This is a genomic window from Actinoplanes couchii (assembly GCF_016862075.1).
Classification (GTDB): domain Bacteria; phylum Actinomycetota; class Actinomycetes; order Mycobacteriales; family Micromonosporaceae; genus Actinoplanes; species Actinoplanes couchii.
Genome location: NZ_BOMG01000026.1, coordinates 180,586 through 204,888 on the forward strand (window position 1 = coordinate 180,586; position 24,303 = coordinate 204,888).

Consider the following 24,303-nt stretch of genomic DNA (forward strand, 5'->3'; position numbering starts at 1 on the left):
CATTCGACCGATCGGGACAACGGGCCGTTCTTTCACGGCCGCGATCTGACGTCCCCGGGGAGGCGCAGGGGTGTTGGCAAAGGTGGTCCGCAGCAAGGCGGTGGCCCGCGCGGCGGTGATCGGGCTCGCCCTCGGGGTCTTCGCCTTGGCCGCGCTCGCCGCTGTCAGCATCACCACCAACGCGTCCACCACCAGTCACATCCGGCACAACTCGCAGATCAGTGACCGCTGGGCGCAGATCGACCTGCACATCAGCGTGGAGTCCGAGGCGCTCAACGACTACATGGTGGCCAAGAAGTTCGGCAAGGACCTGCTGGACAGCGCCATGTACTCGGCCGTCTCCGACCTGGCCTGGCAGGCCCGCTACGGCGACCCGGAGGACGTCGGCAACGTCGTGCTGGTGACCGACTCGTACAACGCGTTCACCCAGACCCTGACCGAGCTGCGGCGCACCGGCACCGACCGGGAACGCACCCAGAGCCTCGCCGACCAGGCCACCCTCAGCGCGTCGTTCGTCCGCAAGTCGGCCAACGCCAACGTCACCCGGCACCGGCTGGCGATGGACCAGTACCTGGCCGAGGCCGACCAGTTCAACCAGAAGCTCAGCCTGGCCGCGATCACCGTCTGTGGTGTCGACTTCCTGCTGCTCGTGCTCTGCGCCGGCGTGCTGCTCACCCACCAGCGCCGGATCGAGGGCCAGGCGGTGGAGAGCCGGTACCGGGCGCTGCACGACGAACTGACCGGGCTGGCCAACCGGGCGCTGCTCGCCGACGAGATCGAGAAGGCGCTGCGGACCGCCCGGCAGCACGAGGAGGCGGTCGGCCTGCTGCTGCTCGACCTCAACAAGTTCAAGGAGGTCAACGACACCCTCGGGCACCACGCCGGTGACCTGCTGCTGCAGGAGGTCGCCACCCGGCTCACCGGCGCGGTCCGGCACAGCGACACGGTGGCCCGGCTGGGAGGCGACGAGTTCGCCGTGCTGATGCCGCAGATCCTGTCCCCCGAGCACTGCTCCGAGGTGGCCCGGCGGCTGCTCGACTCGCTGGAGGGCCCGGCCGACCTGGACGGCGTCACCGTCGACATCAGCGGCAGCATCGGCGCGGCCGTCTTCCCGCTGCACAGCTCGACCGGCACCGAACTGCTCCAGCACGCCGACATCGCGATGTACACCGCCAAACGCAACCGGCTCGGGATCGCCGTCTACGACCCGGAGGCGGACCGGCACAACTCGCAGGAGCTGGGCCTGATCGGCGAGCTGCGCCGGGCCATCGACGAGAACGAGCTGGTGCTGTTCTACCAGCCGAAGGTGTCCACCCGGACCGGCCGGGTGGTCGGCACCGAGGCGCTGATCCGCTGGGAGCACCCGTCCCGCGGCCTGCTGATGCCCGGCGACTTCGTCCCGCAGGCCGAGGAGAGCGAGATCATCATCCCGCTCACCGACCGGGTGCTGGCGATGGCCCTGGACCAGCACCGGCACTGGCGCGACGAGGACGGCACGCTCCTGTCGGTCGCGGTCAACGTGCCCACCGTCTGCCTGCTCGACGAGGCGTTCGCCGACCGGGTCGGTGCGGCCCTCGAACTGGCCGGCGTGACACCCGCGATGCTCACCCTGGAGATCACCGAAACCTCGATCATCAGCGATCCGGTACGCGCGTCGACGGTCCTGACCCGGTTGCGCGAGATGGGGGTACGCCTGTCGGTGGACGACTTCGGCACCGGGTACTCGTCGATGTCGTACCTGCAGAGCATGCCCCTGCACGAACTGAAGATCGACCGCAGTTTCGTCCGTACGATCGCCGACTCGCACGGTGGCGCCGCGATCGTCCGGGCCGTGCTGGAACTGGCCCGTGCCCTGGACCTGGAGGTGGTGGCCGAGGGCGTGGAGGACGAGGCGACCCTGGCCCTGCTCGGCAGCATGGACTGCGCTTACGCCCAGGGCTATCACATCAGCCGGCCGGTCCGGCCCGCCGATCTGATCACCTGGCTCTCGTCCTGGCGTACCCAGAAGGATTTTCAGCCTGTTCTGTGATTCGCTACAACCGATCCCCATCTTTTCGCCGTCGGGTGTTCAGAGACAGCGACAGGGAGCGGGGCCAATGCCGGACGGATCCGACGACGAGTACCTGGCGTACGTGCACGGGCGTACCGCCGAGTTACGCCGCACCGCCTACCTGCTCTGCGGCGACACCCACCAGGCCGACGACTTCGTGCAGGAGACCCTGACGAAGCTGTACGCCCGGTGGCCGCGGATCGGGCGGGTGGAGAACGTCGACGCGTACGTGCACACCATGTTGGTCCGGGTCTTTCTCGACGACCGGCGGCGGGGCTGGTGGAAGGTGCGGCTGACGACCGGCCACACCGACCGGGCGGCCGCCACCGGTGACCCGTCGGACCGTCCGGTGGTCCGGGCCGCGCTGGCGAGACTGCCGGCCCGGCAGCAGGCGGTGCTGGTGCTCCGCTACCTGTGCGACAAACCGGTCCGTGAGGTGGCCGAGCTGCTGCGGTGCTCCGAGGGCACGGTGAAGAGCCAGACGTCGCACGGTCTCACCCGGCTGCGCGACATCCTCGGCCCGGACCACCGGGAACCCGCCGTCGCCGCCTCCTGGGAGCGATCATGAAGAGTGAGGACGAGATGACCGACGACGGTGCGGAGCGCTTGCTGCACCCGCTGCGGGGGGAACCATCCGGTCCACCCCGGTACGACGTGGCGCGGGCGATGGCGGAGGGTCGCCGGCGCCGGGGACTGCGCCGCTGGACCACGGGTGCGGCCCTGGTGGCGGTCACCTCGCTGACCGCCGGCGGTGGCACGTTCGCCGTCGCCGCGATGCGACCGGAACCCGCACCCACCGAGAAGCCGGCCCCGGTGACCTCCACGACACCGAGCGTGGAAGCGGCCGCCGCGGCCGCGGCGCCCGCGCCGAAGAGCTGCAAGGTCCGGATGCTGCCGACCGGCGGTGTCCGGAAGTCGCTCGTCAGCTCGGGTGATCCGAGCGGTCACTGGCACGCCGGGCGGCTCTACTACGCGGCCGAGAACGTGATCCTCTGGAAGGACGGCAGGATCGCCGCCAAGGTCCGGATGCCCGGAGCGGACGCCGAGATCAACGACCTCACCACGGCCGGGGTGGGCGTCGGGTCGTCCTTCCCCGGTGAGGAACAGCAGGCCTATGTGTACCGCGACGGCGCATTCTCGGCGTTGGACGGTGCGGAGACCGTGGCGAGGGCGATCAACGAGGCCGGGGTGATCGTCGGCGCCATCGGCAAGATCCTGGACGAGGCCCCGGCCCGCTGGCGGTCGGCCGGCGCGAAGGTGGAGCGGCTCCCCCTGCCGGACGGCGCGACCAAAGGCATGGCGGACCTGGTCACCGAGGACGGCACGGTGATCGGCACGGTCGGTACCGAGTCGCACGAGCAGAGCGGATACATCTGGTCGCCCGACGGAACCGGGACGACGATCCCGCTGCCCACCGTGGACGGGAGGAAGGCGGACTACTTCTGGCCGACGTCGACCGCCGACGGCTGGATCCTCGGCCGGGCGGTCTTCGAGACCGAGACCGACGAGAAGGACCCGAGGGGAAACAACATCTTCGAAAGGACCTTCGCCGTCCTGCGGTACCGGATCTCCGACGGGACGATCCAGCGGCTGCCGAAGTCGTTCCAGGGCACTTACGCCATGCTGGCCGGCAACGGCTGGGTTCTCGGCACCAGCGGAATGGACGATCCGGTGATCCTGTCCGGCGAGAAGATCATGAAACTGCCCGAGTACCGGACGTTCAAGGAGTACGTGCCCACCAGCTTCAGCGAGGACGGCAAGGTCTCCGGCGGCTACACCACCGACATGGGCCCAGACGACGTCGACAACCGGCCGATCCTCTGGACCTGCGAGTAGTGCCGGGAGGGGCCCTTGGGGGGAAGGGCCCCTCCCGTGGTCTCGGGTCGGGTCAGGAGATCGCGACGTCGTCGAACCAGACCGTGCCGGTGTTGTCGCCGGACTTCAGGTGCAGCTGGACGCTGGTGGCGCCGGCCGGGGCGACCGCCTCGACGGAGAGCTTGGTCCAGCCGGAGTTCCCGGCCGGGAGCCGGTTCGACAGGTTCTGGCTGATCCACCTGCCGTTGACGTCGAACCAGCTCAGCGCGATCTCGGTGGTCCCGGTGGCGTTGACACCCCGGGCGTACGCCTCGGCCCGCCAGCGGTAACCGGCCTGCACCGGAGTGATCGGCGAGGTGATCAGGGACGGCAGACCCGCCGCGGTCCGGGTGGTGCCGCTGAACCGGGCCGACCGCGCGCCGTTGCGGACCACGTCACCGGCCATTACCGCGGTACCGGCGTCGGTGTTGCCGGCCCGCCAGGGCGACTCACCCGCCGCCGCCTCGAACCCCAGGTTGAGCAGGCTGTTCGGAACCGTGCCGGTGGTCCACACGGTACGGACCACGGTCGCCGCGAACTTGGCCGACCCGTCGGCGCGGTACAGCCCGAACTTGTACTGGGCAGGCATCGCCGACACCGACGAGTTGGCCGGGATGGCCCCGTTCGCGAAGTCGTTGAGCGTCCACGGCGACACCGAACCGACCCCGGCCTCGGCCGCCGCCCGGAACACCCGGGCCAGGTAGGCGCCCTGCTCACCCTCGCTGACGACGGCGCTGCTGACCCCGGTCTCGCCGATCACCACCGGGTCCGGGGCGACCGCCGCCTGCGCCTTGCGGATCTCGGCGAGCGCCCGCTCGGACGAGCCGTAGAAGTGGAAGTCGTAATAGTCCAGCGGGGCCCCGGCCGCCTGCAGCTGTGACCTGAGCCGCTCCAGGCCGGCCGCGCCGACCCCGCCGTCGACCGAGAGGGTCAGCGGCATCGCCGGCAGGGCCTTGCGCATCTCCGGGATGAGCTTCCGCACCCAGCCGACCGCGGCGGTGTCCCCGGGCTGGATCTCGTTCTTCAGCTCGACGGCGATCACCCGCGGGTCGCCGGCGTACGGCGCGAGAATGGTCCTGGCCCAGTTCACGCTGTTGCCGACCTCGTTGTACGCGGACCACCAGTCGAACAGCGTGATCTTCACGGTCAGGCCGTGCGCGTCGGCGATGCTGACGAACTTGCGCAGCTTCTCGGTGTTCTCCGGCTTGGGGGCCGGCCAGCCGAACGCCTGCGGGAAGACGATCACCCGGACGTTGTCGGCGCCCAGCTGGGCGATCTTCGCCAGGTCCGCGTCGATCCGGGCGGCGTCGAACCCGGTCCACATGGCCGACCAGCCGGCGTCCGACGGGTAGTAGTTCATCGACTTCGCGGTCTTCACCTCGGCGAGACGGCTCGCCGTCGTCGGCGCGGGCACGGTCATGGCCGCAGTCTTCGCCGCGGACGGCGACGACAGGGCCGGGAGGCCCAGAGTCATCAGAACGGTGGAGGCGACGAGGCCGGCACGGACACGCAAGCTGCTCATGGGGGGATCGCTGCCTCTCGGAAGTGGTTGCCTTCTCGATCGGCGGTGGTGGCGTCCACTCCAGCTTCCGCCGGACTGCGATGTGGTTGCAATCAGGGTTCCCCCGAACGACGGAAACCTCCGGTCGAACCTCGTGGCCGGTTCCGCCCGGTCACGCCAGACTCGACGAGGAAGTGCTGCCCGGGGTCGCGCGGGGGGCCTGACCCCGGGCAGCACATCCAGATCACTCGCAGACGGCGAACCTGCGGCTGCGGGCCGCGTCGGTGAACTCGGAGGCGGCCGGAGCCGGCAGCCGGAGGGCAGTGGTGAGCAGTTTCTCGGTGGAGCGGCGCGGGGCACGCACGCCACGCTCCAGATCGGAGATGCTCCGGGTGCTCAGCCCGGTCAGCTCGGCCAGTTCCTCCTGGGTCAGTACCGCGTCCCGGCGCAACCGGCGCAGCAGGAATCCGAAGTTCTGCACGGCTCTTTCCTCTCCCCGTGGATGGTGTCGCGTTCACGGTGCGGCACCGTTCGGGCGGACGGGGCGATCCCGACCGAATCCGAACGCCGCCCTACGCGAGAGTCGCCAGCAGGGCCCGGATCTCGTCCTCCTCGGCCAGCCCCGGATGGATCTCCAGGGCGGTCCGGCAGTGATCCGCGGCCAGGTCCCGGTCACCGAGCGAGTGCCGGGCGCGCCCGAGACCGGCGTGGGCCCGGGCCTCCTGCTCACGCAGACCGATGGCGATCGCGAGGTCGAGGGCCGTGGAGTGATGCGTGACCGCGTCGTCGATCCGGCCCTCCGCCTGCGCCGCCTCACCGAGCCCGTTGTAGGTCCAGATCCGCAACTCCCGGTCATCGGTGCTGTTGAGCAGAGCCAGCGACCGCTCGTGCAACGCGGTGCCCTCCGCCGGGCGCCCGATCCGGGTGTGCACCACTCCCAGGCCGTCCAGCGTGTCGGCCTGGCCGATCCGGTTGCCGAGATCCCCGAAGAGGGCGAGACCCTTCCGGAACCGGCCGGCGGCCTCCTCGTTGCGGCCGGCCCGGCTGAGGATGTGCCCGAGCGCGCCGTAGGCCATCGCCTCACCGGTCCGGTGCCCCAGCTCCCGGAAGAGACGCAGGGCGGCCTCGTACTGTTCGATCGCCTCGCCGACCCGGCCCAGCGTGCGATACAGATCGCCCAGATTGCCCAGCGCACCGGCCTCGAAGAACGGGTCGCCGATCGCACGGGAGAGGGAGAGAACCGTCCGGAAGCGCTCCTCCGCCGAGGTGTGGTCGCCGGTGCGCTGCTCGACGACCCCGAGCTGGAGTAGGGCGCGGCCCTCACCGGCCCGGTCACCGATCCGCCGGAACAGGACCAGCGCCTGGTTGAACTGCTCGGCGGCGACCGCGTACCGGCCGGTCCGCCGGTACGCGATGCCGAGGTCGGTGAGCGTGTGCGCCCGCTCGCCGGTGTCACCGCTGTCCCCGGCGGCCCGCAACGCGTTCTCGTGCAGACTGACCGCGTCACCCGGACTGACCCCGTTGACGTAGAAGTACAGGGTGCGGGCCAGCCGGACGGCATGATCGGGCGCGATCCCGGCGATCGCCATCAGGGTGTGCCGTTCGGCGTCCAGCCAGTCCCGGGCGGTGTCCAGATCGGTCAGTTCCGGGCTCGGGGACCGCGGCTCCAGCAGTGCCGGACGCTGTGCCGCCTCGGCCGGCTGCAACAGATCCATCGCGATCCCGGCGGTGGCCAGGTAGAAGTCGTACAGCCGGGTCTGCGCGGCACGTCGCTCCGCCGGGCGCTCCTCGTCCCGGGCGCGGGCCGCGGCGTACGCCCGGACCAGGTCGTGGAACGTGTACCGGCCCGGCGATCCCTCCTGCACCAGGCTGTCGGCCCGCAACCGGTCCAGGTCGGCACCGGCCACGCCGACGTCACCGCCGATGAGAGCGGCCGCGGCGTACGCCTCGAAGTCCTGCCCCGGGTGCAGCGCCAACAGCCGGAACAGCCGGCGCAGCCGGTCCGGGAGGTGCTGGTAGGAGAGGTCGAGCGCGAACTCCACGCCGATGTCCAGGTGACCGGCCCGGTGCCGTTCGTCGAGCCAGTCGGCGTGGTCGGTGAGCAGCCACTCCGGTTTGGTGCGCATGTGCCCGGCGATCAGGCCGAGAGCGAGCGGCAGGTACCCGCAGCGCTCGGCGATCCGGACCGCCGCGCCCGGGTCGTCACCGGCCGGGACGTCCGGGTTGGCCAGGGCGAGCATGCGCTGGGCCTCGGCCGGCGAGAAGACCTGGACCGGCAGGTAGGTGGCGCCGGTCAGCCCGGTCAGACTGCGCCGGCTGGTGATCAGCACCGTGCAGTCCCCGCCGTCCGGCAGCAGGGGGCGCACCTGATCCGCATCGGTCGCGTTGTCCAGCACGATCAGCGCCCGGGTGGTCGCCAGCACGCGCCGGTAGGCCGCCGACCGCTCCGGCAGGCCCGGTGGAATCTCCTGGCCGGGCATGCCGAGCAGCCGCAGGAAGCCGTCCAGGACCGCCGACGGATCGGCCGGCGGCTGGCTGCGATCGGGGTGGAAACCCCGGAGATTCACGAAGAGCACCTGGTCGTACGCCCGGTCCCGGCGCAACCGGTGCGCCGCCTGCACGGCGAGCTGCGTCTTGCCGACACCCGCCATCCCGGCGATCACGTGGACCCCGCCGGTGAGCCGGTCCAGCTCGCCGGACCGCCCGGTGAACCCGGCCAGCTCCGGCGGCAGCGTGTCCTGCACCCGGATCGGAGCGGCGGCCCCGGCCTCCCCGCTGACGACGCGTAACGCCTGGCGCCATAGCGCTACGTAACCGACGTCCGGGTGCAGGGAGCGCACCACCGCGGCCACCAGATCGGTGTTCAGCCGCCGGCGGCCGGTCCGGAAGGCATCCACCACGGTCGTCTTGCCGGCCAGTTCCGCGACGGGCCGCCCGTCCGCGCGCCAGGCCGTGTTGACCCGGTCGGTGATGACCGCGTACGACGGGTTGCCGGCCCACACCTTCAGCGCGCGCAGGCGGTCCACCAGGCCGTCCAGCGAGGTCGCCTCACCAGGGTCGGGCAGACCGGAAACAGCATCGATCTGACCCGATATGTTTCTCATGCCCCGACAGCGTAGTCAATCCGGACGGACCGTCTCCGCCTCCACCCCGTAATGATCAGAGAGGTACGCCATGCCTCCACCCGGTAGCCGCACCTCATCCTGAAAGACCAGGTCAGCACGAAACTGTAGGTCCGCGGGCCGCACCAGAACGTGATCAAAAGCGGGCGGCGACGGCCAGCCCGGAGTGGGCCGGTAGGTCGGCCGGGTGTCACCCGCCAACACGTCCCGCAGCCCGGTCGCGCCGAGGAACCCGGCGAGCGCCGCCGACTCCCGGGGCACGTTCAGATCCCCCACCACCACGACCGGTCCGTCGATCCGGGAGATCCGCTCCGCCAGGACCGCGAACTCGGCCCGCTGCGCCGCCGAATACCGGTTCCCCGGAGCCCAGTCGTCGTCCCGGTTGGCGGACAGATGTGTATTGACGAAGGTGAACCCGTTGTCGAGGGTGACCACTTGAGCCCCCTTACGCATGAGGTATTCCGGCCGGGCGGGAGAGGTCAACGGAAACCGCAGAAACTCACTGCGCGTGATCGGCAACCGAGACAGAAAGACAAGCCCGCCCTTGAGTACGACGCCCCCATGGCACACCCGGTACCGATAGCCGGGAGCCACCGCTTCGAGCAGCCGCACGTTCCGCCGGTACATCACCTCCTGCAGACAGACGACGTCGTACCCGGACGCCTCGAGCCGCTCCCCCAGCCCCCTGAGCCGCTCCCGGACATCCCCTTGGAAAAGCGCATTGAACGTCAACAGCCGCACGCCTGCTTCCTACCAGACCACGGTGACCCGTTTGCTTGACCGGGGGCGGAAAGGCGGTGGCGGAGCGGTCCGGACCGGGATCATCCGGGCATGGGGTGTGTGGTCGTGGTGGGGGCAAGCGTCGGCGGGCTGCTGGTGGCCCGGGCGCTCAGTGAGCGGTTCGAGCGGGTCGTCGTTCTCGATCGGGATCGGCTTCCGGTCTCGGCCGAGGCTCGGCGCGGGGTGCCGCAGAGCCGGCAGGCCCATGTGCTGCTGGCCAAAGGTGGTGCGGTGCTCGGGGAGATGTTTCCCGGGTTCGCGGCGGAGATGGTGGCCGCGGGAGTGCCGGTGGGGGACGCGCACGCCGACTGCCGGTGGTACCTCGACGGGCATCGGATGCGGCAGGCCCCGTCGCCGCTGCCCTGTTACGGGGTGAGCCGGCCGCTGCTGGAGCACCTGGTCCGGCGACGGGTCCGGGCGCTGCCCAATGTGGAGATCACCGACGACACCGAGGTCACCGGGCTGTTGCACGACCGGCGCAACGGAGGAACCGGGCGGGTCTGTGGGGTTCGGGTCCGGCGGGGTGGGGTGGACGGCGAGATCCCTGCGGATCTGGTGGTGGATGCCGGTGGGCGGGGCAGCCGGATGCCGGTCTGGCTGCGGGAACTCGGGTACGGGGAGGTGCCGTCGAGCACCGTCCGCACCGGACTGGTCTACACCTCACGGCACTACCGGTGGGTGCCTGACGACGCCGGCTTCGCCGTGGTGATGGCGCCCTATCCGGGGATGCCGCGGACCGGGATCCTCGTGCGGCAGGACGGCGACCGGGTGGTGCTGCTGCTGGCGGGCATGCTGGGCGCCGAACCACCGATGGACGACGCGGGGGTGCGGGCGTTCGCCGAGTCGCTGCCGGGGCCGGAGATCCGGGACTTCCTGCGGACCGCCGAGCCGATCGACGAGCCGGTGCGGATGCGGTACCCGTCGAGCGTGCGCCACCGCTACGAGCGGATGACCCGACGGCCGGGCGGGTTCGTCGCGGTCGGGGACGCGCTGTGCAGTTTCAACCCGATCTATGGGCAGGGCATGACCGTGACCGCTCTGCAGGCGCGGTTGCTGGCCGGCGGGACCGACCGCTACTTCGCGCGGGCGGCCCGGCTGCTGGCCGGCCCGTGGTCCCTGGCGACCGGGAGTGACCTGCGGTTTCCCGAGGTGAAGGGCCGTCGTGGACTGCTCGACCGGCCGCTGCACGGGTACCTGTCCCGGCTGCGGGCGGCGGCCCGGCGGGACGCGGCTCTGGGTGCGGCGTTCCTGCGGGTGTCCAACATGCTGGAGGACCCGGCGCATCTGCTCACGCCGCGGATCATGCTGCGCGTTCTGCGGGGAGGGCGTTGACACGGATCACGTTTGTTGCGAGTGTGCGTCCACCACGTTTCGTGAACGACCGAAGAACGTGGACGAACCTGGATGCACCTCTGTGAGGATCCGATGGCATTTTCCTTGAAGAACAGCGGCGCCCTGCTGGGCACCCTACTTTTGACCCCTGCGTGTGTGAACGTTCCCACATCCGCGTCGGCAGGCACGAAAGCCGACCCGAAGGGCACGAAGACCGACACGTCCTGCGCCACCACCGGCTCGGTCGACTTCGGTCTGGACCTGGCCGGATCCGGCTGGAAGTTCACCACCGGCGACGACGCGGCCTGGTCGGCGACGTCCTTCAGCGACACCGGCTGGCGGGACTGGAGCGTCCCGGACAACTGGGGCGACCACAGCGATCTGTCGGCGTACGACGGCTTCGCCTGGTACCGCAAGACGTTCACGCTGCCCACCCGCCCGGCCGGGGTCACCGACTCCGCCGTGGTCGCCGCGCTGGGCAAGATCGACGACGCGGATCAGACGTTCCTGAACGGGCAGGAGATCGGGCGCACCGGCGGGTTCCCGCCGCAGTTCGACTCCACCTGGGAGGTGCCGCGCGAGTACTACCCGGCCGACGGCCTGCTCAACTGGGGTGGCAGCAACGTCCTGGCGGTCCGGGTCTACGACGGCACCGGTGGCGGCGGCTTCTACCAGGGCCCGGTCGGCCTGTTCTCCAAGGCGCGACTGCGTGCGCTGGCCGGGGTGGACGGGACCGCTGTCACCCGTACCCAATTGGCCCATGTCTGTGCGGTCCTGAACCGTCAGCACAGCGCCGTCGCGAAGCGGGACTCCCGGGCCTACGCCACGACCCTGGCGTCCGGCTACTTCCACCAGGGTTTCACCGCCGCCCAGCGACTGGCCGAGGTGCGTAGGGCGACGAGCCTGACCGACACCCAGGCCGAGGTGTTCAAGGACTCCCGGGGCCGGCTCGTGGTGGACACCATCCGCACCTGGTCCGGGCAGCCACCGGCCCGTGAGCTGCTCTACATCGACCCGCGCAAGCAGCTGGAGCTCGGCGACCAGTCCCGGTTCTTCCGGGCGAACTACGAGTCGGCGGCGATGAAGCGGCGCACGCAGTTCAACGTGTACCTGCCGGAGAGCTACACCCGCACCAGCACCAAGCGGTACCCGGTGGTCTACATGCTGAACGGCTTCAACGGCAGCAACATCGAGTGGGAGGCACGGGACATCGACACCGTGCTGGACCGGCTGATCAAGGACAACGGGCTGGTCGAGACGATCGTGGTGTTCCCGGACGGCGGCAGCGGCTGGTACGTGGACACCTCGGCCGGCAACTACCGCTCGATGATCGTGAACGAGATCGTGCCGCTGGTCGACAGGACCTATCGCACCGTCGCCGACCGGGACCACCGGGGCATCAGCGGGGTGTCGATGGGCGGGCAGGGCGCGTTCACCCTGGGCCTGACCAACCCCACGGTGTTCAGCTCGATCGCCAGCCACATGGGTGCGCTGAGCCTGGCGCCGCTGGTCGGCACCTCCGCCGAGCAGGCCGCGAACGCCGGTCTGCGCCCGCTGACCCTGGTCGCGGGCATGACGGCGGCCGACCTGAACCGGCACCGGTTCTACTTCGACGGCGGTGACTCCGACGAGTACCGGTTCGGGGCGGCCGCGCAGCAGATGAGCACACTGCTGGCCGGCAAGGGAGTCAAGCACGACTACCAGCTGGGCGCTGGCCGGCACGACGACGCCTACTGGATGCCGAAGCTGGTCCGCTCGTTCCAGCTGCACAGCGAGCAGTTCCGGGCCGCGCGTTAGGTTCGGTGGGGCAGACCCCGCGGGGTCTGCCCCACCGAACCTAGAGAACCCGCAGGTCGTGGATGAGTTCGGAGAACGTCACCGGCGGCAGCTCGTCGCCGGTGACACCGAACAGGGCGATGTCCCGCACGGTCTGCGGCGGCGCCGAGTCCACCGTGTCCGAGGCGTGCCAGCCCGGGTCGGTGCGCAGGATCGCCGACGCCCGGCCGCCGAGCGGTTTCGCCATCTGGACCCCGGCGTCGTACCAGCGCACCCAGCCGTGCCGTTCCAGTCCGCGCAGCGTGCCGTAGGTGGTCTCGCGCCCGGCGAACGCGTGCAGGACGTCCGGCGTGAACCGGTACACCGGCCGGTCCAGCTGCGCGAACGGTTGCAGCAGCTCGTAGTCGGCGAAGACCTGCCCCCAGGCGCCGAGTTCGCCGTCGGGGCAGTGCAGCGGATGCAGGATCACCAGGTCACCGTCCACCGGGACCGCGTTGTCGGCCAGGTCGGCCAGGGTGCCGTCCTCGGCCACCCGGACGGTCCCGGTCAGGGTGTCGCCGTCGAGCACACCCCACACCAGCCGCTGGGCCAGATGGGTCATCCACGGGTGGCCGGCGAACCGGTCCCGGAAGATCGCCGCCGGGATCCGCCGCTCGCCGCACATGGCCCGTTCCAGCCGTGCCACGTGCAGCGACGCCGACGCGCGGGCCTGGTTGCGCAGCGCGGTGAGCCGCTTCCTGTCACTGCCGCGGGGCAGGTCGGCGTGTACCTTTCCGGCCGGATCGCGCAGCACCGGCAGCAGCCGGTGGTCGAAGACGATGCGGAAGTCACCCTTGGCGGTCGGTAGCAGGTCGCCGTCCTCGTCCAGACCCAGCGCCGGTACGAGCCGGTCCGCCAGCTCGTCCGGCGTGAGCCCGCGCAGATCGGCGATCGCCTCGATGTGCTGCCGGGCCCGGCTCTTGAAGACCGGGTAGCGGGACCGTTCGGCGAGCAGGCTCAACTCGATCAGGGCGGCGTCGGTGCCCCGGTGCCGTAACGCGTCGAGGGCGGCCTGCGCGCGCTGGGCGGCGTTGTTCCCGGCCCACACCCGGGCGTGGGCCGCCAGCCGGCGGGCGCCCGCGTCGTCACCGATCAGCCCGACGGCCTGCATGCACCAGCCGTCGGCGGCGGGCGCCCCGGCGTCCACCCAGCGGTCGAAGAGGGCGGCCGCGAATCCGGCGCGGGACTCCGCGGTCCACCTGTCCCGGGCAGCGAGCACCCCGGGATGGACCTCGTCGGTGTCGCAACTGGCCAGGCGTACCAGCAGATGGTCGATCTCCTCGGGGGTAGCCTCGCCGCCGCCGGGAGAGACCAGCGGGGGAAGCGCCTGGTCCGTCAGATAGGCCGGGATCCTGGGGATCTTCGCCCGGGGCGCGTCCAGCGGGTCGCGTTCCAGCAGGGTGCGCAGGCCTTCGGCGTTCCGCAGCAGCAGGGCGCGATGGCCCTGGGCGTCGAGGTAGCGCAGCACCCGCCCGGCCGCCGGGTCGTCCGGATCGGCGGTCCACAGCGCGACGGCCCCGGCGACCGCGTGTTCCGGATGCCGCAGCAGCCACGACCGGGCGAGCCGGCGGTGCTTCTTGCCCGCGAAGGCGCGGACCATCGGCGCGGCCAGGGACACGTGCCCGATCGGCTGGGCCGCCTCCAGCGCCGCGTCCAGACTCGCCGGGTCCTGGAACGCGGCGAGCAGCGGCGCGACGTGACTCGTCCCGTGCCGCAGCATCAGCAGCCCGATCACCCGGCGCACCCAGTAGTGGTGCTGTTCGAACCCGAGCGCGAACAGCCGCTCATGGGTCCAGCGCGGGGCCAGCGCGAGCGCGGTCAGCGGGGTCGGGAGCGCCCAGTGCTCCCGGTGCTCCAGCCAGGCGGTCACGACGTCGTCCCCGGCCCGGGCGATCGACCTGCCCTCCCAGGTCACCGCGTCGGCGTAGACCCCGGCCTGCTCGGCGTCCGCCCGCTCGTCGTCGCGGAAACGGATCACCGGCTCCACCGGCACGGCGGCTGCCGGCATCGACGGGTGAGCCGCCTCCGGCGGCGAATAATCCGAGGGCTTGCCTTCCGGTACGTCGATCAGGTCCTCGTCCGCCGCCGCGAACCCGTGCGCCCACGCGTGGCCGGCGTCCCGTTCCCGCTCCAGCACCGCCCGCGCGGTGTCCTCGCCGGCGTGCGCGAGCAGGCTGCACCAGACCCGGTTGTAGTGCTCGTCGTCCTCGAACGGGTAGGCCGGCCGCATCCGGGCCAGCACCGGCCCGGCCCCGGCCCCGGCGATGTCGATGAGGCCCGCCAGGTAGATCCGCCCGCCGGACGATCCGAAGAACTCGTGCCGGACCCGTCCGTTGGCGTGCAGGAACCGGTCCAGGGTGTCCAGGTCACCGGCCGCGAGCCCGGTCGCGTGCACATCGGCGTTGCCGAACTCGCCGACGTTGCGCATCGCCGCCGCGTGCGCGTCCCGTTCGGCGGATCCGGCCGACGGGCCGAGCGGGAGCACGAAGGTGACCGTCCAGAACAGGTCGGCCCGGGTCCGTTCGCTCAACGTGGCCGCCACCCGGTCCCGTTCGGCCAGGATCGTGTCCCGGGCCCGGGCGTAGGTGGCCTCGTCGGTGATCGTGAGCAGCTGGCGCAGCCGGGTGAAGACACCGGCGCCGAGGTAGGGCATGTCGACGTGGAAACCGCCGATGATCCGGCGGCACGCCTCGGGCAGGCCGTGCGCGGCGGTGAGGAAGTCGGCCAGCCACTCGTCGCTGCTGTCGCCGTAGTACTGGAACCGCTCGCGGACCGCCCGGACCAGCGTGTGGTCCTCGGCCTCGGTCCCGATCCGGGCCGCCGGGTCGAGCAGCCGCCCGCTGAGTTCCCGATCCGCACGGATCGACGAGGTGGCCAGCTGCCAGATCCGGGAGGATTCCTGCGATCTGTCGCGGATCAGCCGGTCCTGGGCCCAGAGCGAATACCGCAGCCCGTCCCAGGCCTCGCCGACCCCGGCGAGCGGACGGATTCCGGCGTCCAGGCCGCCCCGGCGCGGATGCAGCTTCGACCGCAGCCACCGGTCGTCGTACTTCTCCAGGTCCGGCACCCACTCGTGCGGAGCGGGCGAGGCCGGTGGCGCGATCCAGGAGAGCATCGCGCCACCGTAACCACGATCATTGGCCGTAGTAACGGACCCTTCGGTTGTTGCTGCGGTAGCCACCCCGGCGACCGCCGGCGAGCTGCTTGGTCGCGAAGACGCCGACGGCCAGGCCGCCGGCGAGCGCGGCCAGGATGAAGCCCATGTTGGCGCCGGTCAGTCCGCCAGCGGTCGCCTGCGAGGCCAGCTGCTGGGCCGGCGCCTGGGCGGCCGGGGCCTTGGCGGCGGGTGCGGCCGTGGCGGCCGCGGCGGCCAGGTCGGCGAAGTCGACGAGCTGGCTGCTCTCCAGCAGGGTCATGTGCGTCATGACGAACTGGTTGGCCTGCTGGGCGAGCTTGCGCACGGTGTCGTTCTCGGTGCTGGCCCGGATGTTCGCGATGGCCGGGAAGATCTTGCCGTGCGCGGCGCGGAGCCGGTCGATGTAGATCTGGTCGAACTCCTTGCCCTGCGCGCCGGCCATCTCGTCGAGCCAGCCCTGCTGGTCCTCGTTCGGCTCGTCCGGCAGGTCGATCTTCAGCTTGGCGCCGGCGTCCAGGGCCAGCTTGTCCAGCTCGGTGTGCTGATCGGCGATGCTGCGGCCGATCCGCTTGATCCGGTTGTTCTCGGACAGATCCTGGGCCAGCTCACCGGCCGGGATCTCCCAGAGACCGGCCAGCCGGACCTTGGTGACGAAGTCCTTGTCGGCGGCCGTGAGCTTGCCCTTCCCCTGATCGGTGAGCAGGTTCTCCGGGGGCACCGGGACTTCCGCGGCCCAGGCCTGGTTGCCCGGCGCGAGTACGATCAACACCGCTGAGATCAGCGTGGCGCTGCCGAGACGCCGCCACAAGGACCTCGATCCGACAACAGCCACTATGAACCTCCAAGAGCGCCATCTGCACAGGTTGTGCACAGGGATACGGAGCGCTCCCAAAAACGGATCACACAGTTGCCGACGGAATCGAATCGGTGAGAGCCCAGTCCTGGCTTATATAAGCGGCGGTGCGCAGGAGCTTCGGCAGGTGATCGTCGAGAAGCGTCTCCACCGAGGTCTCCGCGGCATGCACCGTTACATTTATCGCCGCCAATACCCGACCGTCGCCGTCGCGCACTCCGGTGGCCACCGAGCGGATGCCGGGCGCCAGATCCTGATCGGCCAGCGCCCACCCCTTGGCGCGGATCTCCCGCAGCGTGGACTCCAGATCGGCCGCGGCCGGGACGTTACGCGCGGTGACGCCGGAGCGGGACGGCTCGGCCAGCACCCCCGGCACCGAGCCCGGCGGCAGCGCGGCGAGAAGAACCTTGCCCATCGAGGTGGCGGCGGCCGGGAACCGGGTGCCGATGGTCACCGCGAGCGTGACGATCTTGGGGACCGCCACCCGGGCCACGTAGACGATGTCACTGCCGTCCAGCTGGGCCATCGACGTCGACTCGCCGGTCTGCGCGACCAGCTTCTCCATGTGCGGGCGGGCCACGTCCCACATGTTCAGCGCGTTCACGTAGGCCATCCCCAGGTCCAGGACCCGCGGGGTGAGCGCGTAGCCCCGGCCGGCGCCGCGCACGTAACCGAGCGTCTCCAGGGTGATCAGGATCCGCCGCACGGTGGGCCGAGCCAGGCCGGTCTGCCCAGCGATCTCACTGAGCGTCATCGACGGCGTGCCCGGACGGAAGGAACGCAGGACGTCGAGGCCACGCGCGAGCGCCTCGATGAAGTCGGGCCCCGCGCTCCTTCCGGTGTCAGTCACCCGGCTAATGCTTCCATTGCGCGCTGCCCGCGTCCCACTCGGTGTACTGATAGGGATTGTCGAACAGCTCGGTCGCGGGCACGTCCGGATCCATCCCCCGCGACCAGGCGTCCTCGCCCATCGTCTCCCGCAGGTGATCGACGGTGGCCTGCACCTTCGCCCGCGCCGCGGCCAGGTCGACATCGACGAGGCGCCCGTCGCGCTTGACCACCCGGCCGCCGACCAGGACGGTGTGCACGTCGCCGCGCTGGGCCTGGAAGGCCACGTGGCCGTACGGGTTGAGGATCGGGAACATCACCGGGGAATCGTCGTTCTTGAGCAGCACCACGTCGGCCTGCTTCCCGACCACCAGCGATCCCACCTCGGAGTCCATCCCCAGGCTGCGGGCGCCGCCGCGGGTGGCCCAGTCGACCACGTGCTCGGCGCGCAGGTGGTGGTGGGTGATGGTGTTCTTGCCGGTGTGCGCCTCCAGGTGTTCACGGGCCCGGTCGGCGCTGAGCGTGGTGCGCATCGCGGAGAAGAGGTCGCCGCTCCACCACACGCTGGTGTCCATCGACAGCGACACCGGGATGCCGTACTTCCGCAGCTGCCAGGTGGGCGGGTAGCCCTGACCGGCGCTCTGCTCGCTCTCGGTGGAGACCGAGACCGAACCCCCGGTGGCGGCGATCCGGTGGTACGAGTCGGCGCTGAGCGTGGCGGCGTGCACGTAGACGGTTCCGGGGGTCATGAAGCCGTTCTCGTACATCAGCCGGATGCCGTCGTCGTTGGTCGCGCCCCACACCCCGGCGTGTGTGGTGACCGGGACGCCCAGCTCACGGGCGGCCTCGAAAGCGGCCCGCTCGGGGAACGCCGGGTCGCCGGTGACGTCGAAGGCGAGCTGGAACCCGGCCAGCTTCCCGCCGTCGATCCGCCGCCGGTGGAAGTCCCGGAACTCGGCCGAGGCGGACCACTCCCACGGGCCCTGCTGGATGTTGCCGTAGGCCAGGACGAACCGGCCGGGCACCGCTTCCAGGGCGTCCACCGCGGCGTCGGCGTGCTGCGGGGTCTGCAGGCCGTGCGACCAGTCGACGGTGGTGGTGACCCCGGAGTCGATGGCCTCGATCGCGGCGAGCAGGTTGCCGGCGTGCACGTCCTCGGGGCGGAAGTGTCTACCGGATTCCAGGTAGTACCAGACGAAGTACTGGGTGAGGGTCCAGTCGGCACCGTAGCCCCGCATCGCGGTCTGCCACATGTGCCGGTGCGTGTCGATCATGCCGGGCATCAGGATGCCCCCGGAGGCGTCGATCTCCTCGGCGCCGTCCGGTGCGGTCAGGCCGTAACCGATCTCGGCGATGCGGCCGTCGACCACGAGGACGTCGGCCCCGGGCAGCACCCGGCGCTCGTCGTCCATGGTGAGCACCAGGCCGTTTCGGAAGATCACACTCATCGTCACCTTCTTTCGGACGCCTGTCCGCTGTACGGGCAGCGCGATTTTCCTAGCGTGCTCCAGGTCACCTTTAGGGTCAAGCATTTGTTTCGGGGATGTTGACAACGCAGTTGAGCGGGTAGACGCTGATCTCACGGACAAGTGTCCGTAGAACGGACGGTGGTAGTGACTACGCACCCCACGGGACCGCTGGCGGGCCTGCTCGTCGCCGACTTCTCCCGGATCCTGGCCGGGCCGTACGCGACGATGCTGCTGGCCGATCTCGGCGCCCAGGTGATCAAGGTGGAGGGGCCGGCCGGCGACGACACCCGGACCTGGATGCCACCGGTCCGCGACGGCGTCTCCACCTACTATCTCGGGATCAACCGGAACAAGCGGTCGATCGCCCTGGATCTGAAGGACCCCGCCGACCTGGAGGCCGCGCGGGAGCTGGCCCGGCGTGCCGACGTGATGATCGAGAACTTCCGGCCCGGCGGACTCGCCCGGTTCGGCCTCGACTACGACACCGTCGCCGCCGGCAACCGGAAGGTCGTCTACGCCAGCATCAGCGGTTTCGGGTCCGGTCAGGGCGCGGCACTGCCCGGGTACGACCTGATGGTCCAGGCCATCTCCGGGCTGATGAGCCTCACCGGGGATCCGGACGGGTCGCCGTACCGGGCCGGGATCTCGGTCTTCGACGTGATGGCCGGGATGCACGCCGACATCGGCATCCTGGCCGCCCTGAACCACCGGGCGAGCACCGGCCGGGGCCAGCACGTCGAGGTCAACCTGCTCAGCTCGGCACTGTCCGGCCTGGTCAACCACTCCAGCGGCTACGTCGCCGGGGGCACCGTGCCGTTCCGGATGGGCAACGCCCACCCCAGCCTCTTCCCGTACGAGCCACTGCCCACCGCCGACGGCGACCTGATCGTGATCGCCGGCAACGACGGCCAGTTCCGCAAACTCTGCCAGGTCCTCGACCTGCCCGAACTGCCCGAGGACCCGCGGTTCGGGCGCAACCAGGACCGCACCGCCAACCGGGACGAGCTGCGGCCCCTCCTGCTCGAACGGCTGGCCACCCGCACCCGGGACGAGTGGTTCCGCGATCTGCTGGCCGCCGGGGTGCCGTGCGCGCCGATCAACACCATCGACGAGGGCGTGGCGTACGCCGACGAGCTGGGCCTGGACCCGGTGATCGACTCCGGCGGCATCCCGTCGGTCCGCAACCCGATCACGTTCTCCGAGACCCCGCCCCGGTACGAGATGCCGCCCCCGGGGCTGGACGAGCACGGCGAGGAGATCCGCGCATGGCTGAAGAGCTGAAATTCCCCACCGGCCTGGGTACGTCCGACGCCGAGTCGATCTCCCTGCTCGGGCAGGATCTGGCCGCCGATCTGATGGGGAAGGTGGGGTTCGGCGAACTGGCGTTCTGGCTCGTCGCCCAGCGCCGCCCCAGCCCTGGCGAGGTGCGGGTCTTCGAAGCCGTGCTGGTCGCGCTGGCCGATCACGGGTTCACTCCCACCGCGATCGCCGCCCGGCTCACCTACCTGTCCGCGCCGGACTCGATCCAGGGCGCGATGGCGGCCGGACTGCTCGGTGGCGGATCCCGGTTTCTGGGCGTGACCGAGGACTGTGGACGGTATCTGGCTGCCGCTTTGCGCGACGGTCGGACCGCCGAGGAGATCGCCGGCTCCGGTGAGCGCATTCCCGGCCTCGGGCATCCGGTGCACAAGGTGCAGGACCCCCGGACTCCCGTCCTGATCGGGATCGCCAAGGAGGAAGGGCTCTACGGGCCCCACCTGCGGTTACTGGAGGGGATTGCCGCCGTACACCCCAAGAAGTTGCCGTTGAACGGCGCCGGGGTGTGCGGGGCGGCACTGGCCGATCTCGGTCTCCCCGTCGAGATGCTGCGGGGTTTCGCTCTTCTGGCCCGCGCGGCCGGACTGCTCGGGCAGATCGCCGAGGAGCACCGCCGGCCCATCGCGAACCAGGTATACATGGCTGTCGATCGCAACGCGGTATACGAACCCTAAGGATTCACTATGGCCAGCATCGTCGCGGTCATCGCCTCGACGCATCACCCCTTCTACTACCGGGCCAGCACCGCCACCGGCGACGACCGGCCCCCGTTCGCCGACGAGTGGGTCCGCAAGATCACCGCGTTCCGGGAGACCCTGACCAGGGCGAACCCGGACGTGCTGGTGATGGTCGGGTCGGACCACTTCCACCAGCTGTGGCTGGACAACATGCCGCAGTTCCTGGTCGGCAAGGCGCCGTTCTACGACGCCAACTGGTACAACGAGGAACGCGAGTTCGGGCTGCCGAAGATGCGGCTCCAGGGCCAGGAGGACCTGTCCGCGCACATCCTCCGGGCCGGCCTGGACTCCGGCTTCGACCTGGCGTTCAGCAACGAGCTGCGCATCGACCACAGCGTGACCTGCCCGATCATCACGTTGCGGCCGGAAGCCGACCTGCCGATCGTGCCGATCTACACGAACATCTTCGCGCCGCCGCTGCCGCAGCCGTCCCGGTTCGTCAAACTCGGCGAGTCAATTCGTACGATCATCGAGCAGTGGCCCTCGCACCTGCGTGTCGCCGTGATCGGAACCGGTCACCTGTCGCTGGAGCTGGGCGGTCCCCGGCAGTTCGGCCCGCAGGGCCCCGACCCGGAGTTCGACCAGCGGGCGGTCCAGTGGATCGCGAACGGCGACTTGGACGGCTGCCTGCGCGAGGTGACCCTGGACAGCCTGCACGAGCCGGGCAACGCCACCCACGGGTTCATGGACTTCATGCTGATGATGGGGGTCGCCGGGGCCGGGGTGAAAGCCGACTACGTCGACACGCTCGACCTGTTCCACACCATGGAGGCCTACTTCACCTGGTACCCCTCGGGAGCTCCGGCATGAGCAAGTACCTACTGAACAAGTTCCTCTTCACCGTCGACCGCGACCCTCTGTTGGTGGAGCGCTACCGGGAGGATCCCGCCGAGCTGGTCGCCTGGTGGGAGTCCACGATGGCCAACGACCTGCTCAACTGCCACAGCGGCGAGAACACCACCTGGCTGGCCTTCACCGACGAGGAACGGGACGCGCTGATCGCCCGGGACCAGGTGCGGCTCTTCGAGTTCGGGGCACACCCGTTCCTCACGCTCACCCTGTTCATCGCGGTGTTCGAACGGGACAACACCGAACCCCTCGAATACCAGAAGGCGTACGGGGCCTCGCTCGCGCACGTCACCCGGCCCTACCCGGACATCGCCACATGATCCGGGCGGCCGTGCTGCACACCTGCGGACAGGCGCCGGTCGTGGAATCACGGCCGCTTCCGGTGCCCGCCCCGGGCGAGCTGACGGTGACCGTCACGGCGGTGCCGATCACCCCGCTCGACCTGCTCTGCGCCTCCGGGACCAGCTACTTCGGGACACCCGCCACGCCGTACGTGCCCGGGGTGCAGGGGGTCGGCACACTCCCGGACGGGACACCCGTCTGGTTCGCCACCGCCGCCGGGATGCGCCCCGGCGACGGCAGCATGGCCTCCGTCGTCACCGTGCCCCCGGCGGCCGTGGTGCCGCTGCCCGGGGATGCTCCGCCGGCCCTGGTCGCGGCGCTCGGCCTGTCCGCCGTCGCCGCCCACCAGGCCCTGCACCGGACCGGCGAACTGGTCGCCGGGGAGCAGGTGATCGTGCTCGGCGCCGGTGGTGTAGTCGGGCAGGCGGCCGTCCAACTGGCCCGGCTCGGCGGCGCCCGCCGGGTGATCGCGGTGACCCGCTCGTCGTCACCCGGCGCCGACGCCGTCGTCCCGCTCCGGCCGGACGACGACGTCGACACCCTCGCCGCCCGGCTGCGCGAGGTGCTCGACGGGCCGGCCGATCTGGTCGTCGACCCGGTCTTCGGGGTGCCCGCGGCCGCCGCGCTGCGGGTGCTCCGGCCCGGCGGGCGCCTGGTCAACCTCGGTTCGTCGGCCGCGGCGACCGCGCCGATCGACTCGGCCACGCTGCGCGGCGGCTCGCTGCGGATCCTCGGCTACACCAACAACGCGCTGTCGACGGCGGAGCGGGCGGCCGCCCTCACCGAGATCGCCGGGCACGCGGCGGCCGGGCGGCTCACCGTCCGGCACGTGACGGTGCCGTTCGCGGAAACAGCCGAGGCCTGGCAGCGCCAGGCCTCGGGTACCACTGATCGGATCGTGCTGGCCCTTACTTCCTGATGACCGTGGTGCTCGTGCTCGGGGCGTTCCAGAACTCGTCGTCACCACCGGTGGTCAGCCGGTCCAGGGTCTCCTGGGCCTGCTGGCGCTCCTTACGGCGGGCGCCGGCCTCCCGCACCAGCCGGATCGGGTACTGCAGGAGGTAGGGCAGCAGCAGCGCCACCGCCAGGGCCACCGCGGCCCAGGTCAGCACAGTGCTCAGGGTGTCCATGTTGCTGGACGCCGAGGCCGGGGCGGCGGCCGCGGTCTCCGACGGCAGCGGCGTGTTGATCGCGGCGACCGGGCTGACCAGGCCGTCCGCGGCGGTCTTCACGACCCGGTCGGTCACGTCGGCGGCGTGCATCCCGGGGAACGCCGACCGGACCAGGGCGACCGTCCCGGCCACCCAGGCGGCCGCGTACTCGTCACCGGTCCCGGCCCGGCCGATGGTCGCCACCGTGACACCGGGCGCCAGCAGGTCGGCCGACTCGGCGAGGTGGTCACCGGCCGGCTGTTTGTCCGGGCCGGCCGAACCGACCCGGAGCAGGCCGGCGGTCGCCGCGGCGTTGGCGGTGGCCGGCAGCACCACCACCACGTCCCGGCTGATCGCGTCGCTGACCGCGGCCAGCAGCGCCGGATCGCGGGCGTCCACCGCGGAACCGACCAGGACCACGTCGGCGCCGGACGAGACGGCCACACCGATACCCGTCGAGACCAGGGCGGGCGTCAGCTTGGTGCCGGACTTGACCGGGATGATCCGGGCGCCCGGGGCCACCCCGTAACTCGCGCCCTGCGCGCCGTCGTCACCGGCGACGATGCCGGCCAGCCCGGTCCCGGCCCGGCAGCCGAGGTCACCGCGGCCGGCGCCGCCGGTGATGTCGGCGCCCGAGGTGACCCGGCCACCCAGCTCCGGCGCCGAACCGTCCACTCCGGAGGCGATCACGGCCACCTTGACACCGGAGCCGGTCGCGCTGGTCCACACCTTGCCCGGGGTGAGCAGGCTCTGGCCCCAGTCCGCGTCGGCGGGCAGGTTCTCCTGGCGGGCGCAGGTGGTGCCGGCGCTCTCGCTGGCCGGGAGCGCGCCCTGCTTCAGGTCGGAGCCGACCGCGTCCCAGGGCATCACCAGGTACCAGCCGGCCTGCAGCTGGCTGGGGTCGGAGAGACGGCCGCCGTCCGGCTGGATCCGGCCGGTGTTCAGATCGAGGATCTCCCCGGCCCGGGCGCTGTCCCCCAGGAACCGGGCCGCGATCTCCCACAGCGTCTCCGGAGAGCCCTGGTAGGAGGCGGTGACCGTGTAGTACTGGCGGTTGACGGCGGTGCCGGTGGCCGGTTCGGCGAAGGCCGGGGCCACCGGGACCACGGTCAGCAGCACGGCTGCTGTCGCGGCGGCGGCCGCCACGGCGCGGAATCTCGTCATCGT

General features: G+C 71.0%; 19 protein-coding genes. 10 read left to right on the forward strand and 9 right to left on the reverse strand.

Annotated elements, in window-relative coordinates:
- The first annotated feature begins 70 nt into the window (after window positions 1-70).
- The 3 genes from Aco03nite_RS07645 to Aco03nite_RS07655 all read left to right on the forward strand — a co-directional run bounded on the left by Aco03nite_RS07645 (window position 71) and on the right by Aco03nite_RS07655 (window position 3,886).
- Entirely contained in the window at window positions 71-2,029 is a 1,959-nt protein-coding gene (locus Aco03nite_RS07645) for a putative bifunctional diguanylate cyclase/phosphodiesterase (RefSeq protein WP_203794059.1), read from the forward strand.
- 67 nt (window positions 2,030-2,096) lie between these two features.
- The gene (locus Aco03nite_RS07650; protein WP_203794060.1) at window positions 2,097-2,618 is read left to right on the forward strand and encodes a SigE family RNA polymerase sigma factor; all 522 of its coding nucleotides are present in this window, start codon (window positions 2,097-2,099) and stop codon (window positions 2,616-2,618) included.
- A complete protein-coding gene (locus Aco03nite_RS07655) occupies window positions 2,615-3,886 on the forward strand; it encodes a hypothetical protein (protein ID WP_203794061.1) in 1,272 nt (423 codons plus the stop codon). The genes Aco03nite_RS07650 and Aco03nite_RS07655 overlap by 4 nt, the downstream gene beginning before the upstream one ends.
- A gap of 52 nt (window positions 3,887-3,938) precedes the next feature.
- Here Aco03nite_RS07655 and Aco03nite_RS07660 read toward each other — a convergent pair whose 3' ends face one another.
- From Aco03nite_RS07660 to Aco03nite_RS07675, 4 genes are all read right to left on the reverse strand, one after another.
- The gene (locus Aco03nite_RS07660; protein WP_203794062.1) at window positions 3,939-5,426 is read right to left on the reverse strand and encodes a glycoside hydrolase 5 family protein; all 1,488 of its coding nucleotides are present in this window, start codon (window positions 5,424-5,426) and stop codon (window positions 3,939-3,941) included.
- Between the two features lie 223 nt (window positions 5,427-5,649).
- Window positions 5,650-5,886: a helix-turn-helix domain-containing protein gene (locus tag Aco03nite_RS07665; protein WP_203794063.1), complete on the reverse strand. Its 237-nt coding sequence runs from the start codon at window positions 5,884-5,886 to the stop codon at window positions 5,650-5,652.
- A 91-nt stretch (window positions 5,887-5,977) separates the two neighbouring features.
- Entirely contained in the window at window positions 5,978-8,509 is a 2,532-nt protein-coding gene (locus Aco03nite_RS07670) for a tetratricopeptide repeat protein (RefSeq protein ID WP_203794064.1), read from the reverse strand.
- Window positions 8,510-8,524: 15 nt separating this feature from the next.
- Entirely contained in the window at window positions 8,525-9,268 is a 744-nt protein-coding gene (locus Aco03nite_RS07675) for an endonuclease/exonuclease/phosphatase family protein (RefSeq protein ID WP_203794065.1), read from the reverse strand.
- Window positions 9,269-9,358: 90 nt separating this feature from the next.
- Between Aco03nite_RS07675 and Aco03nite_RS07680 the strand changes: the two genes are divergently transcribed.
- Both Aco03nite_RS07680 and Aco03nite_RS07685 read left to right on the forward strand, forming a co-directional pair.
- Entirely contained in the window at window positions 9,359-10,639 is a 1,281-nt protein-coding gene (locus Aco03nite_RS07680) for an NAD(P)/FAD-dependent oxidoreductase (protein ID WP_203794066.1), read from the forward strand.
- Window positions 10,640-10,795: 156 nt separating this feature from the next.
- On the forward strand, window positions 10,796-12,436 hold the full coding sequence (locus Aco03nite_RS07685; RefSeq protein ID WP_203794067.1) for an alpha/beta hydrolase: 1,641 nt from the start codon (window positions 10,796-10,798) through the stop codon (window positions 12,434-12,436).
- Window positions 12,437-12,476: 40 nt separating this feature from the next.
- Here Aco03nite_RS07685 and Aco03nite_RS07690 read toward each other — a convergent pair whose 3' ends face one another.
- From Aco03nite_RS07690 to Aco03nite_RS07705, 4 genes are all read right to left on the reverse strand, one after another.
- A complete protein-coding gene (locus Aco03nite_RS07690) occupies window positions 12,477-15,569 on the reverse strand; it encodes a DUF4132 domain-containing protein (RefSeq protein WP_203794068.1) in 3,093 nt (1,030 codons plus the stop codon).
- Window positions 15,570-15,588: 19 nt separating this feature from the next.
- The gene (locus Aco03nite_RS07695) at window positions 15,589-16,359 is read right to left on the reverse strand and encodes a DUF4142 domain-containing protein (RefSeq protein WP_239144976.1); all 771 of its coding nucleotides are present in this window, start codon (window positions 16,357-16,359) and stop codon (window positions 15,589-15,591) included.
- 130 nt (window positions 16,360-16,489) lie between these two features.
- Window positions 16,490-17,293 (reverse strand): IclR family transcriptional regulator domain-containing protein, encoded by an 804-nt coding sequence (locus tag Aco03nite_RS07700; RefSeq protein WP_203794070.1) that lies wholly within the window; start codon window positions 17,291-17,293, stop codon window positions 16,490-16,492.
- A 4-nt stretch (window positions 17,294-17,297) separates the two neighbouring features.
- Window positions 17,298-18,719: an amidohydrolase family protein gene (locus tag Aco03nite_RS07705; RefSeq protein ID WP_203794071.1), complete on the reverse strand. Its 1,422-nt coding sequence runs from the start codon at window positions 18,717-18,719 to the stop codon at window positions 17,298-17,300.
- Between the two features lie 165 nt (window positions 18,720-18,884).
- Here Aco03nite_RS07705 and Aco03nite_RS07710 point away from each other — a divergent pair, with 165 nt between their 5' ends.
- Genes Aco03nite_RS07710 through Aco03nite_RS07730 form a run of 5 tightly spaced genes read left to right on the forward strand, consistent with a single transcriptional unit; the run spans window position 18,885 to window position 22,904 of the window.
- Window positions 18,885-20,021: a CaiB/BaiF CoA transferase family protein gene (locus tag Aco03nite_RS07710; protein WP_239144977.1), complete on the forward strand. Its 1,137-nt coding sequence runs from the start codon at window positions 18,885-18,887 to the stop codon at window positions 20,019-20,021.
- A complete protein-coding gene (locus Aco03nite_RS07715; protein WP_203794072.1) occupies window positions 20,006-20,731 on the forward strand; it encodes a citryl-CoA lyase in 726 nt (241 codons plus the stop codon). Before Aco03nite_RS07710 ends, Aco03nite_RS07715 begins: the two co-directional genes overlap by 16 nt.
- Window positions 20,732-20,740: 9 nt before the next feature.
- Window positions 20,741-21,604 carry a DODA-type extradiol aromatic ring-opening family dioxygenase gene (locus Aco03nite_RS07720; RefSeq protein ID WP_203794073.1) on the forward strand — a complete coding sequence of 288 codons (864 nt, stop codon included), beginning with the start codon at window positions 20,741-20,743 and terminating at the stop codon, window positions 21,602-21,604.
- Window positions 21,601-21,963, forward strand: a complete 363-nt coding sequence (locus tag Aco03nite_RS07725) for a hypothetical protein (RefSeq protein WP_203794074.1) — start codon at window positions 21,601-21,603, stop codon at window positions 21,961-21,963. Before Aco03nite_RS07720 ends, Aco03nite_RS07725 begins: the two co-directional genes overlap by 4 nt.
- On the forward strand, window positions 21,960-22,904 hold the full coding sequence (locus tag Aco03nite_RS07730; RefSeq protein ID WP_203794075.1) for a quinone oxidoreductase family protein: 945 nt from the start codon (window positions 21,960-21,962) through the stop codon (window positions 22,902-22,904). The genes Aco03nite_RS07725 and Aco03nite_RS07730 overlap by 4 nt, the downstream gene beginning before the upstream one ends.
- On the opposite strand, the gene Aco03nite_RS07735 is transcribed toward Aco03nite_RS07730, so the two are convergent.
- Window positions 22,894-24,300, reverse strand: a complete 1,407-nt coding sequence (locus Aco03nite_RS07735) for a S8 family serine peptidase (protein WP_203794076.1) — start codon at window positions 24,298-24,300, stop codon at window positions 22,894-22,896. The two genes, Aco03nite_RS07730 and Aco03nite_RS07735, sit on opposite strands and share 11 nt — an antisense overlap.
- Window positions 24,301-24,303 lie beyond the last annotated feature (3 nt).